Raw genomic sequence first — 18,691 nt, 5'->3', positions numbered from 1 at the left:
TCGTCAGCGGCCTAGCCTGAGTACCGCCTCGTGGCGGCAGCCCTGTGCGGGGCGACCGTTCGCGACTAGCCTTCGTAGCGCTCGACGCGCAGCACGCAGGTGAGCTCGTCTTCGGCGACAGGAATGACAGTCTCCCAGTCGGTGGTCGCGCCGGGCTCGGTTGCCTCGACATCCACCTGGGTGAGAGCGCGGGTGTCGTTGGCTCCGTTGAGCAGTGAGACGTAGATGCGGTACGTGGCGCTGGCATCGGTGGAGTTCGTCACAGACCCGTTCACGACCCAGTCGTCGCCATCGCGCTCGCACTGTTCAACGGTGGAATCAGCAAGAGCACCTTCAAGGTTCTCGCCGGTGCCAGGAGCATCCGTGATGTCAGTTACCCCGGGGGTCTGCTCTGCCGCTGCCGAGCTTTCGGTGGCGTCAGGCTGTTCCTCAGTGCCGTTGGTGCATCCCGCCAGCGTGAGCGCGAGAATCGCAAATGGAACAGCGGTAGCGGTCAGTCGTGTGCGGAGTTTCATGAATTTTCCTGTCGTTGTCTTCTGCGGGCGAGCAGGATCAGAGCGAGGCCGGCGAGCAGTGTGCCCAACCCGGTTGCGAGGGTTCCTCGGGGGTCTGACCCAGTGTAAGAGAGTGCCTTGGTAGGTAGCTGCAAACTTGTCTGTGCGGTTGCGACCACGGGGTCTCCCGAGTTGATCTCGGTGCTCGTGACCGTTGCCGTTTCGTACAGCGTCGTTCCGGCATCGCTTTCACGGATGACGTAGGTTGCCGTTGCGGTGATCGATTCGCCCGGTGCGAGCGAACCAATCGCTCCCGGCCAAGTGCCATAGCGCATGGCCGACAGTCCCGACCGCGGGTCGGCGATCGTGACATTCGTCAGCGGCAGCGTTCCCGTGTTCGTCGCCACGTAGGTGAACGTCACAACATCGCCGGGGTAGCCCTGCTGGCCCGCACCGAGCACACCCGAAATCGTCAGTGCGATGTTCGGCATGTTCGGGATCGCGAGAACGTCGGTTGCTTCTTCCGGCGCGATGGCACCCGAGGGCGCGTTCGCGTCGACCGTGGCCACGTTCGTGGTCTGTTCGACATCCACATCATCCTGAGTGATCACATAGGTTGCCGTTGCAGTAACCGACTCCCCCGGAGCCAACTCGCCCGGAGTACCCGGCCAGTTGTAGGTGAGCGCGGAGACGCCCAGCTTGGGATCACTGATTACGACGGCGGTGAGCGTGACGTTACCGGTGTTGACGACCTTGATGACGTAGTTCACGGTCGCGCCCTGCTGAGCGAAGGTCGCGAACGAACTCGTCTTCGTGATGGTCATCGACGGGTCTTCGACAATCGGCGTTGAGCCGGTGGCTGAATCCGTCACCACAGCGCCCACTGCCGGCGTTCCCGCCGTGGAGGCGTCGGAGCTGATCGAACCAGCATCCACGTCATCCTGAGTGAGCACGTACGTTGCGGTCGCCGTGGCCGACTGGCCCGGAGCGAGAACGCCCGGAGCACCCGGCCAGGTGATCGTCAGCGTGCTGAGATCGATCTGGTCGTCAGCAATCGTGACACCGTTCAGCGTGACATCACCGGTGTTGGTGACCTCGAAGGTGAACTCCACGGTGTCTCCCGCGTTGCCGGTCGCGCCAGCGGCCAGTACCTGAGTCTTCGTGATTTGGATGTCAGGGTCGCCAGCTGCGGTCGGCACCACAACAGTGTTGGAGGTGTCGATCACGGTGTCGCCCGCCGGGTTCGTCGATGTCACGTTGGCAGTGTTGGATGCCGAACCGGCATCGAACTCAGCCTGCGTGACCTGGTAGCTCGCGGTTGCCGTAACCGACTCCCCCGGAGCCAATACGCCGGCTGCTGCCGGCCACGTGCCGTACACGACCGCAGTCGTTCCGACCTTCGGGTCAGCAACAGTGACACCACTCAGTGTGGTTTCGCCCGCGTTCTCGACGGTGAAGGTGTAGTCGATCCACGAACCAACGACGACGGGGTTCACCGTGTCGCGAGGTTCGCCAGCCTTGGCAATGTCAACGCTCGACAGCGCTTCGATGAGCGGAACGATAGTCACCGCAGAATCAGCATCAACGGCGGTTGCGGCAGGAGAGTTACCCTCGCCGGTCGCGACGTTGCGTACTTCACCAGCGTCGACATCCGCCTGATCAACAAGACGGGTCGCCGTGACGGTGACACTTTCGCCCGGTGCGAGAACGCCAGGAGCGGCCGGGTCTGGCCAGGTGTAGACGAAGCCGGTGAGGCCCGGAATCGTGTTCGAGAGCGTCACGCCGTCGAGCGTGACGTTTCCGTCATTCGTGATGGTGAACGTGTAGTCCATGCCGTCGCCGAGCACCCCCGTTGCTCCCGTAGCGAGAGCCGCGGTGTGGGAAGTGACGATGGATGGTGCAGCCTCATCGGTCGGGTTGAAGACCGTGTTAGAGACGCCCTGCACTTCGCTGCCGTCGGGCGCAGTACCGATCGCGGTCGCCGTGTTCTCCACGGTGCCGTTATCGACGTCTGCCTGCGTGACGGTGTACACGACGGAGCCAACAGCCTGCTCGTTCGGACCAAGAATACCGGTGGCCGACGGGAAGGTGAGGTCGGAGGGAACAACATCGATCAGTGGGTCGAGAACTCCTACGAGGCGCAGGGTCACGTTTCCGGTGTTCTTCACGATGAAGCTGTACGTGATTTCAGAACCGACTTCACCCGAACCCGAGGTCATTACGCCCGACTTCTCGGCTGTGATGCTGGGGTCAGAAACTGCAGTCAGTTCCCGGTCAACGTTCGAGGTCGCCGTGACAGGGTCGCCGCCCGGCGTGACGCCACGGGTGGATGCCGCGTTGTCGACATAACCGCGGTCAACGTCATCCTGTTCGAGAACGTAGGTCGCACTGGCCGTCGCCGACTCACCGGGAGCCAGCACGCCGCTGTTGGCGGGCCAGACGATCGAGTTGATCGAAACGTTGTCGATGCTGTCGGTGATGGTCACCGTGCGCAGCGTGACGTTTCCGATGTTGGTAACCACGATCGTGTAATCGATCGTGTCGCCAGGACCGTTCTCGCCCGCAACAGCCAGCTCGCTCGACTTCGTTACCTGCAACAGGCCATCAGCCGCGAGAGTGACGGTCGCCGGAGCAGTGGCGCTTGCCGCAGCGCCCACCGGAGGAGTTCCCTCACCGGTGACAACGCTCGACACCGCACCCGAGTCGATATCGGCCTGAGTCAGCGTTTGCACGCGAACTGCCGTGACCGTGTCGCCGGGAGCGAGAACGCCCGCGACGCCGGGCCAGGTGTAATCGCCTGCGGGCAGCGAGCCAATAAAGTCGCTCAGCTCAACGCTCGAGAGCGTCACGTTACTCGTGCTCGTGAAGCTGTAGTTCCAGGTGACAGTGTCGCCCTCTACAGCCGGGCCCGGGTTCGTCAGCGCGCCGGTGTTGGTGACAGAAACCACAACGTTCGGAGCCTCCGTGGGAACTTCGACCGTGTTCGAGGTGGCCGCGATCGGATCGCCGCGCACCGGAACTGCCGTAGCGCTCGCCGTGTTTTCTACGAATCCGCGGTCGACATCCGATTGACGGATGTCGTAGCTAGCCGTCGCGGTTACCGTCTCGTTGGGAGCGAGGATCTCCGTCGTGTTCGCTGCTGGCCACTGCACGTCGGGGGTAGTCATCCCCGGCAGCAGATCGGTGACAACGATCGAACCGATCGTGACATTTCCGGTGTTGCGAACTTCGAACTCGAAGTCAACGGTGTCGCCGACGCCGTTCTCGCCCGTCACGGCGATCTCGCCCGATTTCACGACCGTCATGCTCGGCTGCGGCTGAACCGTGTAGACGATGACCTCGTTGGTGGTCGCCGGAACGTCATCATCATTCGGGTCAGTAGCGCCAATATCGGCGATGTTGGAGATGTAGCCGCGGTCGACGTCTTCCTGCGTGAGCTGAACCGATGCTTCACCGAGCACGGTCTCTCCCGGCAACAGAACGCCGGGCTGTGTTGGGTTCGGCCACGTGATGACGGGAACGCTCAGCCCCGGAAGCGGATCGCGCAGCTCGCCATCGATCAGCGTGACGTTACCGGTGTTGGTGGCTTCGAGGCGGTAGTCGACCCAGTCGCCAACCTGGCCGATTCCCCCAGCACGCAATACTCCCCACTTTTTAGCCTCTAGCTCGCCGTTCGCGGCGATCGCCACGGCAGCCGGAGCCTGTTCGGTGAATGCAACCCCGGATGGCGGCGTTGCGCTACCGGTCACGACGTTGGCCACCGAGCCCGAGTCGATGTCGGCCTGAGTGAGTTCGTGCGTTGCGGTAGCCGTAACGACAGCACCGGGGGCCAGCGTTCCGGCCGTGGCGGTGGGCCAGGAGTAAACGAGAGCAGACAAGCCCGGAAGCGGATCGGCCAGCGACACCGACGTCAGGGTCTGGTTGCCGGTGTTCGTCAGCGAGAAATCGTACTCGACGAGGTCCCCCGCGAAGCCGGTCGAACCCGGAGCCAGAGCAGCACTCTTCGTGACGAGGATGTCGGGGGCAGCAGCATCCGTCGGCGTCGACTCGAGAGCCGTGTTGCTCGGCACCGCAACGTCGGTCGGCGAAGTGCCATTGGCGACAGCAGTGTTATCCACCGCGCCGGCATCGACGTCGGCCTGTGTGATCGCGTAGGTTGCCGTTGCCGTTGCCGTCGTGCCCGGGGCGAGTACACCGTTGGCTCCGGGCCAGTTGACCACGGGAGTGCTGAGACCTGGCAGCGGGTCGGAGATCACGATCTCATCGACCGTGACGTTTCCGGTGTTCTCAACCTCGAACGTGTACGTGATGATGTCGTTGACACCGGCGCTGGCACCCGTGCTCGATGACTTGGTCAGCAGCAGCGAAGCAGCGGCCGGAGCGACGGTCGTTTCGGTGACCGTCGTGCTCACCGTGATCGTGTCACCGATGGGCGGCTTTCCGCTGGCGGTCGCCACGTTGGAGACGCTGCCCCGGTCGACGTCATCCTGCGTGATCGTGTAATCAGCAATGGCCGTAACCGTCTCACCTGGTTGCAGCTCTCCTGCAGTCCCGGGCCACGTAAAGACGGGGCTACTGACACCGACGAGCGCGTCAACCAGATTGACGAGCGTGAGCGTCACGTTACCGGTGTTGGTGATGCTGAAGTCGTAGTCAATCGTGTCGCCCGCGTTGCCGGCACCATCAACAGTGCCGTCCTTGGTCACCGCCATGCTGGCCTGCGAGGCGAGCACGACTGCTGCCGTCGCGGGGTCAGTCACAGCGTCGCCGCGCGGAGGGGTGCCTGAACCGACAGCATCGTTCTCTACGGTGCCGGCATCGATCTGCTCCTGAGTGAGCGCGGATGTCGCCGTTGCCGTTACCGATTCGCCCACCTTGAGCGTGCCGTCGGCGCCGGGCCACGTGTAGGTCAGAGCCGAGATGCCCGCAAGGGAATCGACGATCTCCACACCGGTCAGCGTGACGTTGCCTGTGTTGCTGAGCTCGAACGACCAGTTCACGGTGTCGCCCTCATCGGCGCGAGCCGGGTCAGCGAGAACACCGCTCTTGGTGAGTTCCACGAGAGCGCGGATCGTTTCGGTCGGAACGGTGCTCGCTTCAGAGTCATCGGTGACGTCTGTGCCGTTGGGGTCAACGCCATCAGCGGTCGCGATGTTCAGAACAGCGCCAGCATCCACGTCTTCCTGAGTGATCTCGTAGTCCGCCGTGGCGGTGGCGATCTCACCGGGAGCGAGCACGCCAGGGCTTGTCGGAGTTGGCCACGTGATCGTGATCGCCGAGAGGCTCGGCAGTGGGTCCGTCAGTGTGACGGAATCGAGCGTGACGTTACCCGAGTTGAGAATCTCGAACGAGTAGTCGATTGTGTCGCCGAGGTCAGCCGAGCCCTGAGGCGCACCAGACTTCGCGACCGTGATGTTCGGAGCCGGCAACACCATCGGCACAATAACTTCGTTCGAGGCTTCGACTATGACAACACCCTGCGGGGTCTTCGCCGACATGTCTGCCGTGTTGGGGATATAGCCGAGGTCGACGTCTGCCTGCGTGATTACATACGTCGCAATACCGATGACAGATTCGCCAACCGGAATCTCACCAGGCTTTTCGCTATCTGGCCACGTGATAACCGGAACCGAGAGTCCGGGCAACGGGTCGAGCAACTGGCCCTCATAGAGGGTGACGTTTCCGTCGTTGGTCACGGTGAGCGTGTACTGCACGGTGTCGCCCACAGCACCGACGCCACCATTCAGAATCGTTCCCGACTTGAAGGGCGTGAGCACGGGTGCTGGCGTGATCGTCACTGTCTCATCGGCAGTGTCGTCGACGGTGCCTGCCGCAGGAGTTGTTCCCTCGGCCGTCACCGTGTTGTCAACCTTGCCCGCATCAACATCAGCCTGCGTGAGCTCGTAGGTGGCAACCGCGGTTGCACTCTGGCCGGGCTCGAGCATGCCGTCCGTTGCGGTCGGCCACGTGTAGGTCAGCGCGCTGAGACCCGTGAGCGGGTCGGTCAGCGTGACGCCCGTGAGCGTGACGTTTCCAGTGTTTCGCACGGTAAACGAATAGTCGATGATGTCGCCGGCGAATCCAGTTGAGCCAGCCTCGAGCGCACCGTTCTTGGTGGTTTCAATCGCTGCAGCAGCAATGACGGTCGGCACATCGATGGGGCCGACTGAATCGTCAACGGCACCCAGCGGTGACGTTGCGTCGACATCCGCCGAGTTGCGCACGTAGCCGCGGTCGATGTCAGCCTGCGTGACCGCGTACGTTGCGGTCGCCGTTGCTGTCTCAGAAGGAGCGAGCTCGCCTGCGGCACCGGGCCAGGAGTAGACGATGGTCGACAGTCCGACGAGCGGGTCGTCAATCGCAACATCGGTGAGGGTCGTGTTTCCGGTGTTCTCCACGGTGAAGCTGTAGTGAACGAGGTCGCCAAGAGCCGCGCCATCCGGAGTTGTACCGACCTTGTCGATCGTGACTGATGCCGTGCGCTCAATGGTGGGGTTCACCGCAGGATCGGAGAATTCGAAGTACTCGCTACCGTCGGGGGTCGCACCCAAGGCTTCAGCGATGTTGGTTACAGAACCCGCGTCGACATCGTCTTGAGTGATCGTGTATTCGGCAGTGGCTGTGGCTGTTTCGCCGGGAGCAAGAACTCGTTCAGCCCCTGGCCACACGATGACCGGAGTGCTGACACCAGGCATGGAGTCGATGAGCACAACACCCGAGAGCGTCACGTTGCCCGAGTTGGTAATACTGAAGGAGTAGTCAACAACGTCGCCGACTTCGCCAAGCTGCGCGCCGAGGTCTCCGGTCTTCACGATCGTGAAGTCGGGGGCTGGGGTGAGCGGAAGCGTTGCGGAGGCCGGCTGTGTCACAGCAGATCCGGTCGGCGGAACGCCCATCGCGTTGACGCTGTTCGCGAGAGAACCAGCATCGATATCGCTCTGCAGCAGTGTGTACGTTGCGGTTGCGGAGACATCGTCGCCTGGATTGAGCAGGCCGTCAGTCGCCGTCGGCCACGTGCCGAACGTCACACCAGTGAGTCCCGGCAGCTGATCGATGAGGTTGACGGATGTCAGGGAGACGTTTCCGTTGTTGGTGACGGTGAAGCTGTATTCCACGGTGTCGCCCGCGACTCCCGTTGCTCCCGCAGCAAGGGCCGCGCTCTTGGTCGCGCTGAGCGAGGGAGCGGCGGCGACGATCTCGGTGACGACCTCAGGCGAGTCGCCGGTGACCGCTGTGCCCTGCGCGTCGGTTCCACTCGCGGTTGCCGTGTTGGTGACGTCACCGTTGTTGACGTCGCCCTGAGTGATTTCGTAGGTTGCGGTTGCTCCAACGCTCTCACCAGGTGCGAGTGACTGCGTGGTGTTGGCGGCAGGCCAGTTCACGGTGAGATCGGCGAGGCCGGGCAGCGGGTCGGCCAAGGTGATACCTGAGACGGTGATGTTTCCGTCGTTAGTGATCGTGAAGGAGTACGCGATCTCATCGCCGAGTTCGCCAGCGTCAGCAACGACCGCTGACTTGTCAACGGTCAGGAGAGGAGCGGGGCGAACGGTCGGAATGATGACGGTGTTCGTGATCGCAGGAACAACGACGTTATTCGGCGTGAGGGCTTGAACGCGCGCCGTGTTGTCCCGGAATCCGCGGTCAACGTCGTCTTGAGTGAGCGCGTAGGACGCGGTTCCCGTGACGGACTCGCCCGGCTTGAGAACGCCAGGGTTAGCTGCGGTCGGCCACGTGATGACCGGAGGTGTGATTCCGGGCAGCGGGTCGAGCAGTTCTCCGTCGTGGAGTGTCACGTTTCCGGTGTTCGTCGCGATCAGCACGTAGTCGACGATGTCGCCGACTTGACCGATTCCGCCAGCGCGGAGCTCGCCCGACTTGCTCGCACTGAGGCTCGCATCGGGCTCGACGACAACGGTTGCCACCACTTCGGAGCCATCAACCGTGACGGCACCGGGGTCGATACCCGACGGCGTCGCGAGGTTGACTACTGAACCGGAGTCCACATCGCTCTGCTTGAGTTCGTAGGTCGCGACGGCGGTTGCCGTGGCGCCAGGAGCAAGCACACCATCGGTCGCGGTGGGCCACGTGTACGTGATTGTCGAGAGATCAGCGAGCGGGTCAGCCAAGGTCACGCCGGTCAGCGTGACGTTTCCATCGTTCGTGATGGTGAACGAGAACTCGACGGTGTCGTTAGCTTCGCCCTCAGCACCCGACTCGAGTGCGCCACTCTTTGTCGCCGAAATGGCGGGGGCCTGAGCAACGAGAGGCGTGACCGCGGCAGGCGAATCATCGGTCACCGCTGCGCCATCGCGAGCGGACTCGGCATCGCCGGTCGCGACGTTGCTGACCGAGCCAGCGTCGACATCCGCCTGCGTGATCGTGTAGTTCGCCGTGGCCGAGACGGACTCGCCGGGAGCCAGCTCGCCGTCCACACCAGAAAGCCACTCGCCGTAGACGAGAGCGCTCAGCCCTGCGAGAGAGTCGGTGATTGCGGCATCCGTCACGGTGACGTTTCCGTCGTTCAGCATCGTGATCGTGTAGCTGATCGTGTCGCCAACGACACCCGTGCCGTTGAGCACGGCGTCCTTGGTCGTCACGAGAACCGGGGCGGACGCTTCGGTGGTGACCGTAACGGTGGTGGAATCCTCATCGAGGATCGCTCCAGCAGGAGTCGAAGCGAGCACGCTTGAGTCGTTATCGACGAAGCCGCGGTCGATGTCTTCCTGCGTGAGGGCGTACGTCGCGGTCGCGGTCAGCACAGCATTGGGAGCGAGAGTCTGGGAGGGGTTACCTGTCCAGTCATACGAGATCGCCGAGACACCATCGAGTTCGTCGATGATGCTGATCGAACTCAACGTGACGTTACCCGTGTTGGTCACGGTGAACGTGAAATTCACGGGATCACCGAGACCGCGATCAGCGGGAGTGGCGTCTTCTGACTTGACGATCGTGATGCCAGCGTCCGGCGCCAGCGGCACGGTCGCGGCGGTGGTCGAATTGGCGACGGCACCACGCGACGGAGTACCGGATGCGGTCACGGTGTTCACGACGGAGCCCGCGTCGACATCCGCCTGCGTCACGACGTTGTCGTCAGCGGTGGCCAAGACGCTATCGCCGGGGTTCAGCTGACCAGAGATGCCGCTGGGGAAGGTTCCAAAGACGGGCGTCACGCCGGCGAGAGCATCGTTGAGGGTCACGCCACTGAGGGTGACGTTTCCGGTGTTGGTAACAGTGAAGCTCCAGTCGATCAGGTCGCCGGCGTCTTGAGCGGCGGTGCCCGTTTTCGTGACCGAGATACCGGGGGCGGCGGGCGCGGTCGGAGTCGTCACCGAAGAGACCGGGCTTTCAACCGGCACGGCGGGATCTGCTGTGGTGGCACCGGCAGCCTTCGCCGTGTTCGTCACCGAACCGGCGTCGACATCGGCCTGAGTGATCGTGTAGGTCGCCGTTGCTGTGGCGGATTCACCCGGGTCGAGTGATGTCGCGGACAACGTCGGTGTTGCTGCGCCCAGGAGCGGGTCGTTGAGAACGAGGTTCTCGATGGTCACGTTTCCCGTGTTCTCCACCAGGAAGGAGTAAGTGATCGTGGTGCCTTCAGCGGCCGGGCTCGGCACGACACTGGCGGTCTTCGTTGTCGTGAGCTCGGGACGCTGGGCACCGGTCGCGACAACGACGGCGCCAGAGCTTGCCGCCACCTCGGGGCCGCCACCAGGAGTTTGAGCGGTCACGCTGGCGGTGTTCGTTACTTCGCCGGCGTTGAGGTCGTCTTGATCGATCGTGTACGTTGCGGTCGCCGTGGCTGTCTGGCCTGGCGCAAGCTCATTGTCCGCTCCCGGCCAGACGAAGGTCGGAGCGCTCAAACCAGGCAGGTTGTCGATGAGCGTCACGACGGTGAGTGTCTGGTTACCCGTGTTGCGAATCGTCATCGTGTAGGTGATGACGTCGTTTTCTGCACCGGTTCCACCGACGGAGGCAACCTTGCTGACCGAGATTCCGGGAGCGGGCGTGATCGAGACCGTCTCTGAGTCCGTCTCGCTGAAGGGCGTGCCGGAAGGCGGAGTGACGGTGGCCGTCGCGGCGTTACTGACAGAGCCAGCATCCACATCCGACTGCTTCACCGTGTAGTTGGCGGTAGCGGTGACGGTTTGACCCGGGGTGAGCACACCTGTGGCACCTGGCCACGTGTACGAAATGGCGCCGAGATCAGCCAGCGGGTCGGCGACGGAGACACCCGTGAGTGTGACGTTTCCGGTGTTCTTCGTGGTTAAGGTGTAGGTGATGACGTCGCCGGAAACACCAACGGAACCGGGGGCGAGCGCGCCAGACTTCGCGAAGGTCGCCACGGGGTTCGTCGCAACGGTCGGAGTGATGACTTCATCGGAGGGGTCAGTGATCACGCCGGCGGAGGGCGACGTGCCCTGACCTGTTGCCGTGTTCGTGACCGAACCCGTGTTCACATCGGACTGCTTGATCGTGTACTTCGCGGTGGCGACAACCTGGGTGTTGGGCTGCAGCGTTCCCGTCTCGCCGCCAGGCCAAGCGCCGTAGGTGAGCGTGCTGAGTCCCGAGAGCGGGTCGCTCGCCGATACCGACGTGAGAGTCGTGTTTCCGGTATTGCGAACGGTGATCGTGTACGTAATGACATCGCCAACGGCACCGGTTCCGGCCACGCTCGAGGTCTTGGTGGTGAGGATGCCGGGAACGCGCGTTGCGGTCGGAGTAGCTACCGCAGCAGACGACGCCGTGGCGTTCGCGCCTGCGGGAGGCTTGCCCGAAACGGACGCCGTGTTGTTCACAACGCCGGCGTTCTGGTCGGCCTGGCGGATGACGTAGTCAGCCGTTGCCGTAATCGTCTGACCCGGAGCGAGGCGGCCAACAGTGCCGCTGGTCCAGGTTCCGTAGGTGAGTGCGCTGAGTCCGGGACGCGGGTCGGCGATGATCACGTTGGTCAGGGTTACGTTACCCGTGTTCTCGGCGGTGAACGTGTAGCGGATGGTGTCACCCACCACGCCCGTGCCGGGAGAAACAATGGCTGCGGTCTTATCGAGCGTGATGCTGGAGTTCGATGCGAGCGGAAGGGTTGAGGGAGCAGTGGCCGTTGCGGGTGATCCGCGCGGCGGGGTTCCCGCACCGTTTGCCGTATTCGACACAGCGCCGGCGTCGATGTCGGCCTGCGTGAGAACGTACGTGGCCGTGGCCGAGACGCTCTGGCCCGGAGCCAACGTTCCGGCCGTCGAGGGCCACGTGCCATAGGTCACGGCGGAGACGCCGGGAAGCGAGTCAGCGACCGCTACCGAGGTGAGCGTCACATTGCCCGAGTTGGTGAGCGTGAGGCTCCACGTGACAACGTCACCCGCAACGCCCTGCGCGCCCGGCGCGAGAGCGCCCGACTTCGTCACACCGATCTTCGGTGCTGAAGCGATCGTCGGTGTGACGAGCTGCGGCGACGGAGCAGTCACGGCAGCGCCCGTGGGAGGCGTACCCGTTGCGGTCGCAATGTTCTTGACCGAGCCGGCGTCAACATCCGCCTGCGTGATTGTGTAGGTGGCGGTTCCGGTGACGGTTCCGTTCGGGTTGAGCTGGCCGCTAACGCCACCCGACCAGGCGTAGGTGGGGTTCGAGAGCCCGCTCAACGGGTCGGTCAGCGTGACGCCGGTGAGCGTGACGTTACCGGAGTTGCGCGCTGTGAAGGTGTAGGTGACGGTGTCACCGATCGCGCCGGTTCCCGTGCCGCCGACAACAGCGCTCTTGGTCGTGACGAGCGCAGGCGAAGCGGCAACAGTCGGCACGACAGCCTGGGTCGAGGATGCCGTAGCAACGGGGCCCGATGGCGGCGTTCCGGATGCCGTAGCCGTGTTCTTCACAGAGCCAGCGTTCACGTCAGACTGCTTGATTGTGTACGTCGCGGTAGCGGTGACCTGCGCGTTGGGAGCGAGAACTCCGGTCGTGCCGCCCGGCCAGGTGCCGAAGGTGACAGCCGAGAGATCCGGAAGAGTGTCGGTGATGCCGACGCTCGAGAGCGTGACGTTTCCGGTGTTCTTGACGACGAACGAGAAAGTGACGGTGTCGCCGAGCTTGTTCGCCCCGGCTACCGTAGCGCCCGTCTTCGACACCGTGAGTTTGGCTGTCGTAGCGAGAGGAACTGTCGCGTTGCTCGTCGCCGGAGCAGCAGCCCCGCCGCTCACGCCCGTTCCCGTTGCGGTCGCGGTGTTCGCGATCGAACCCGCGTCGACATCCGTCTGCTTCACCGTGTAGGTAGCGGTGGCCGTCACTTGAGTGTTCGGCGCCAACGTTCCGGTGGTGCCCGACGGCCAGGTGCCATACGTGATCGACGAAAGACCAGAGAGTGGGTCGCTGACCGCGGCACCCGTGATCGTGACGTTGCCGGTGTTGCGGATGACGAAGCTGTAGGTCACTACTTCGCCCGCAACGGATGTGGAACCAGCCGGCAGCGTGCCCGACTTCACGAGCGAGAGAGTCGGCGCCGGAGTAACGGTGGTCGTGACCACGGGGTTGGAGTCATCGCTGACGGGAGTCGCGCCCGGAGCTGTTCCCGCTGCTGACGCCGTGTTGGCGATCGAGCCAGCATCAACATCCGACTGCTTCACGGTGTAGCTTGCGAGGGCTGTAGCCGTCTGGCCTGGAGCCAGGGTTCCCGCCACACCCGGCCACGTGACAACAGGAGTGGAGAGACCGACGAGCGAGTCCGTCAGAGCGACGCCGGTGATGGTCTGGTTACCCGTGTTCGAGATCGCGATGGAGTACGTGATCGAGTCGCCGACTTTGGCTCCCGAAGTGACGTTCGCCGACTTTGTGGTGGTGAGCTCAGGGGCGCCCGTGATCGTGGGCACGTTCGCGGTCGACGGCGCAGAAGTGACCGTTGCGTTCGTCGGAGTCTTGCCCGACACTGTTGCCGTGTTCGCTACCGAGCCCGCGTTTACATCGGCCTGCTTGACCGTATACGTCGCGGTCGCGGTCGCCGTCTGGCCCGGAGCAAGTCGCCCGGCCGTCGCGGTCGGCCAGGTGTATACCGGCGCGGAAAGGCCCACGAGGGAATCCACAATCGCGACACCCGTCATCGTGACGTTTCCGGGGTTGGTGATGGAGAACGAGAAGGTCATCGTGCTACCGACGCCGCCGGTACCCGACGTGACGGCACCCGTCTTCGTTACCGCAAGGGCACCATTCGAGGCGACGACAACGGTAGCGGGAGCGGTCGCCGACACGACGGCACCGGTGGGAGGGGTGCCGCGGGTCGTCGCAGTGTTCGCGACTGAGCCGGCGTCAATATCCGACTGCTTCAAAATGTAGGTGGCAGTAGCCGTGACCTGTGTTTGCGGCAGGAGACGACCGGCTGTTCCGCTCGGCCAGGTGCCGAACGTGACGGCCGAAAGGTCGGGCAATGGATCGGTGATGCCGACGCCCGTGAGCGTGACGTTACCGGTGTTGCGCACGACGAAGCTGTAGTTGACGGCATCGCCAGCGACGCCGGTTGCGCCCGCCGCGAGGACCGCGTTCTTGGTCAGCGATATGGTGCGAACCGAGGCGACCGTGGGCGTCGTGATCTGAGGTGACGGGTCAGTGACCGTCGTCGCCCCGAACGAGCCCTGCGAGGTCGCCGTGTTCTTGACAGAACCCGCGTCGACATCCGACTGAGCGATTGTGTAGGTCGCCGTGGCCGTGACCTGCGCGTTGGGCGCAAGCGTTCCGGCAACTCCACCGGGCCAGGCGCCGTACGTCAGAGCCGAAAGTCCCGTGAGCGGGTCGGCAATCGAGACGCCCGTGAGGGTGACGTTACCGGTGTTCTTGGCGGTGAAGGTGTACGTGATGACATCGCCGACAGCGCCGGTTCCGGCAACGCTTGCCGTCTTCTGCGTATCGATCGCGGGCGATGACGCCACCGTCGGAACGACCGCCTGCGGGGACGTTGCCGTCACGGTTCCGCCCGACGGCGTGCTTCCGGATGCCGTGGCCGTGTTCTTCACAGAGCCAGCGTTAACGTCAGCCTGCTTGATCAGATAGGTGGCCGTAGCGGTCACCTGAGTGTTGGGAGTAAGCGTGCCTGCTGTGCCGCTCGGCCAGGTGCCGAAGGTCACGGCGGAGAGGTCGACGAGGCTGTCGGAGATGCCAACGCCAGTGGCGGTGACGTTACCGGTGTTGCGCACCACGAAGGAGAAGGTGACGGTGTCGCCGACAGAACCGTTTCCGGTCGTGACCGCTCCCGACTTCGAGACGGTCAGTGCGGGGCCAGCGGTGATCGGAACCGTGGCGGGGCTCGTGCTGGTCACTGCGGCACCGGTGGGCGGCGTTCCCGAACCAGTCGCGGTATTCGAGACCGAGCCGGCATCCACGTCAGACTGCTTCAGGGTGTAGGTCGCTGTCGCCGTAACCGACTGGCCCGGCGCGAGTGTGCCAGTCGTGCCCGAGGGCCACGTGCCGTAGGTGAGCGCCGAGAGACCGGGGAGCGTGTCGGTGGCCGAGACAGAGGTCAGGGTGACGTTGCCCGAGTTGGTGAGCTTGATCGAGAAGTTCACGGTGTCGCCAGCGCGGCCGGTCGAACCGGCGGCGAGCGCCCCCGATTTGAGCGTGGTGACGACCGGGTTTGCAGCGACGGTCGGAACGGTGATTTCAGACGAGGGGTTGCTCACGGTAGTGCCGGCGTGAGTTCCACTACCGGTGGCAATGTTCTTGACCGAGCCGGCATCCACATCGGATTGCTTGATGGTGTAAGTCGCAACTGCGGTGACGGTCTGGCCGGGTGCGAGCACGCCAGTGGCGCCGGGCCACGTGTAGGTCAGCGCCGAGAGGCCAGCGTGCGGGTCAGCAATCGTGACACCGGAGAGTGTGACGTTACCGTCGTTCTTCGCGCTGAACGCGTAGCTGATGACGTCGCCGACCTTGCCCGTTGCGCCGCCGGCAATCGTTGCCGACTTCGTGGTCGTGATGAGTCGAGTCGGTGCGACCGTGGGCACTACAGACTGCGTGGAGGCCTGCGTCACCGCGCCGCCGGTGGGAGTCTTCGCCGTAGCCGTTGCCGTGTTCTTAACCGAACCCGCATCCACGTCGGATTGCTTCACCGTGTACGTCGCGGTTCCCGTAGCCGTCTGACCGGGAGCCAATACTCCGGATGCTCCGGGCCAGGTCACGGCGATGGGGCTGAGTCCCGAGAGCGGGTCGGCCAAAGCCACCTGGCTGAGGGTGACGTTTCCGTCATTCTTCACGCTGAAGGTGTAGGTCACAACCGAGCCGACAGCGCCGGATCCTGTCGTGTACGCGCCCGACTTCGTGACAACTATCTTGGCGTCAGCCGTGATCGGAACCGTCGCGGGAGTCGTCCGCGTCACGTCAGCACCGGTCGGAGGTGTGGCCTTCGCCGTCGCACTGTTCACGACCGCACCGGCATCGACATCCGATTGCTTCACGGTGTAGGTCGCGGTTGCCGTGACGGACTGACCGGGCACGAGAGTGCCGGCGGTGCCCGGCCACGTGCCGTACGTGATCGAAGAGAGGCCCGAGAGCGGGTCGGTGATGCCCGCATTGGTCAGCGTCACGTTGCCCGAGTTCGTCAGAACGAAGGAGTAGTTCACGGTGCTGCCAGCGGTGGAACCGCCCGCGAGCGCACCCGTCTTCGTCAGCGAAACAGCGGGAGTGCGAGTTTGCAGCGCAACATCAACGCGAGGGGATGCCGCAGTAACGGCGGTGCCGCTGGGTGATGTTCCCGAGCTGGTGGCGGTGTTGCGCACCAATCCAGCATCAACATCGGACTGCTTCACGGTGTACGTCGCGGTGGCGGTCACGGTCTGGCCCGGAGCCAGAGTTCCGGCGGTTCCCGGCCACGAGTAGGTCAGAGCGGAGAGACCGACGAGCGGGTCGGCAATGGCGACACCGGTGAGCGTCACGTTTCCGGTGTTCTTGGCGCTGAAGGTATAGGTGACGACGCTGCCAACGCCCTTGGGATTGGCTACTGTTCCCGACTTCGTGGTGGTGAGCCCGGGAGCTGCAGGCGCGGTAGCCAGCGTGACCTCGTTGCTCAGGCCCGTGACAGCGACGTTCTTGGGGGTGCGGCCAGCCGACGTCGCTTGGTTCACGATCTTTCCGGTGTTAACGTCCGCCTGCTTCACCGTATACGTCGCGGTTCCTGTGGCGGTCTGACCCGGTGCGAGACGACCCGCGGTTCCCGGCCAGGTGACCGCGATCGCGGACAGCCCGGTGAGAGGGTCGGTCAGGGTGACCGAGGTGAGCGTGACGTTACCCGTGTTTTTTACGGAGAACGAATAGTTCACGACGTCGCCGACATTGCCGACTCCGGCACCGGCATAGGCGGCCGTCTTCTTGGTTTCGAGAACAGCATTCACCGGGATGGGCGTGGTGCGGTTGGCCGTCGCGACAGGCTTGATACCGCCGTCGGCATCCGTGCCGGTGGCGCTCGCCGTGTTCGCGATCGAACCGGCATCGACATCTGCCTGCGTCAGCGTGTACGTTGCCGTTCCCGTCGCGGAGGCACCAGCGGCGAGGGCGCCAGCGGTTCCTGTCGGCCAGGAGTAGGCGATGGCGGAAAGCCCGGGCAGCGGGTCAGTGACCGCTACTCCGGTAAGGGGCGAGTCACCGTTGTTCTTGATGGTGAACGTGTAGTTCAGGGTGTCGCCGGCGCGACCGGTTGCTCCACCAGCGAGCGCACTCGTCTTGGCGAGCGAGAGAGAGGAAAGCAGAACGCGAGTGGAGTCGCTGCCTGTCGCCGGACTATTTCCCACCACAGTGCTCGCCGTCACTGAGGCAGTCGAGTCGTAGCTGGCGGTCGTTGGACCATTCGCAACACACGTGTACGTATACGACTCAAGCGGGGCAAGCGTCACGCCGGTCAATGTGCGTGCACAGTTGGTCTGGTCGTCTGCGACGACAATGTTCTGCAGAACCCCGACGCCTGAGTTGGTCACGGTGATCGTGAAGGTTGCCGGTTCTGTTGCCGTGCGCGATTGCTGGTCGAGCGTTCCGTCATAGCTCTTGGAGATATTGATTCCGGCGCTGGGCACGGACAGGATCGCGTTTTGCAGCAGGTACGAGTCGCCACTCGTGCTCATGCGGAGGTTGACGGAAGTGTCGCCGGACTGCACGTTGGCTAGGTTGACGGTCGCGACATCCACACTCTGGTTAGTGAAGGGGCCAATATCGGTGGGTGCCGTGTAGCGAACAGAGCCCTCTCCTCGACCGATTCCGATGTTGTTGTTGTTGCCCGCGCTGTTCGCTATCTGGGTGTAGCCGCCGTTGCCGCGCGAATACTCAGCGATGTCGCCCTGGATGATGCGGTCACCCTCGTAGAGCGAGAATCCAGCGCGAGTTCCGGTGGCAATCGCGCTGAAACCGTTGAAAGCAACCGTCAGCGGCGCCTCTGCGGCGGTCATGCGAACGTGACCTTCGTAGAAGATGATGCGGTGCGGCTGCGACAGCGGTTGGCTCGGAATGTAAATGCCGTAGTCGTAGACGACCGTCAGAGTCCAGCCGGCGTAGCAACCAGCACCCTGCGGTGCCCACAGGTCACCAGCGGATACCGTGAGCGGGGTTCCCGTGACCGCTCCAGCGAAAGCTGTGGTGACGTCAGCGCTTGCGCTGTAATAAATCGACGAGGGCGTGCCGACCGGGTCTTCCAGCAGTGTCGTCGGCGCCACGGTAGTGACGGCGCCAGTGCCCACCTTGAGTTTGGCGGGCGCGGTGCGATAACCGGTTGCCGAACCGGCAGGCATAAGAGCGGTGCCGCGCGTCGCGTTCGGGCTCGCACACGCATTTTCCGTGATCCCCGTGTAGGCACCGGTGTTGGCGCTCCAGCTCAGGAAGGCTTTCTTGACGCCGGCGCCCGCGGGGATGGTGATGTTTGCCGAGCTCGAGTTGGTGGTGAAGCCGGCTACCGTGTTCGAGTTTTCGAGGTAGAAGTTGTCGTTGGCCGTATTGCCGTTTCCGCCCGATGCCGAGTGTAGGTCGATACACGTGCCAATTTGCGCCGCCGAGTAGAGCGGTCGGTTACAGGCGAGAACGCCGTTACCGGCCATGAGGAAGTCACCGTTGACGGTGGTTTGGTAGCTCGGCGACGTACCGGCGTTGGTTCCCCACTGCACGACGGCAGCTTCGGCGGGCGATGACGGCATGACAGTCAGTCCGGCCACGAGAAGACCGAAGGCGACGACAGATGCGACGCCACGCATGAA

Annotated in this window: 2 protein-coding genes; both read right to left on the bottom strand. The window is 63.7% G+C overall.

The window, feature by feature from the left end; all coding sequences use genetic code 11:
• Positions 1 to 65: 65 nt before the first annotated feature.
• The gene (locus I6E73_RS02215) at positions 66 to 515 is read right to left on the bottom strand and encodes a hypothetical protein (RefSeq protein WP_197109295.1); all 450 of its coding nucleotides are present in this window, start codon (positions 513 to 515) and stop codon (positions 66 to 68) included.
• Entirely contained in the window at positions 512 to 18,688 is an 18,177-nt protein-coding gene (locus tag I6E73_RS02210) for a DUF11 domain-containing protein (protein WP_197122782.1), read from the bottom strand. Before I6E73_RS02210 ends, I6E73_RS02215 begins: the two co-directional genes overlap by 4 nt.
• Positions 18,689 to 18,691 lie beyond the last annotated feature (3 nt).

Source organism: Salinibacterium sp. SWN248 (assembly GCF_015864575.1).
GTDB lineage: Bacteria > Actinomycetota > Actinomycetes > Actinomycetales > Microbacteriaceae > Rhodoglobus.
This window is presented reverse-complemented; position numbering and strand designations above follow the sequence as displayed.

What these genes read in the sequence shown, in the direction of transcription:
- I6E73_RS02215 (WP_197109295.1), bottom strand. Translation starts at nt 515, where the DNA reads ATGAAACTCCGCACACGACTGACCGCTACCGCTGTTCCATTTGCGATT.
- I6E73_RS02210 (WP_197122782.1), bottom strand. Translation starts at nt 18,688, where the DNA reads ATGCGTGGCGTCGCATCTGTCGTCGCCTTCGGTCTTCTCGTGGCCGGA.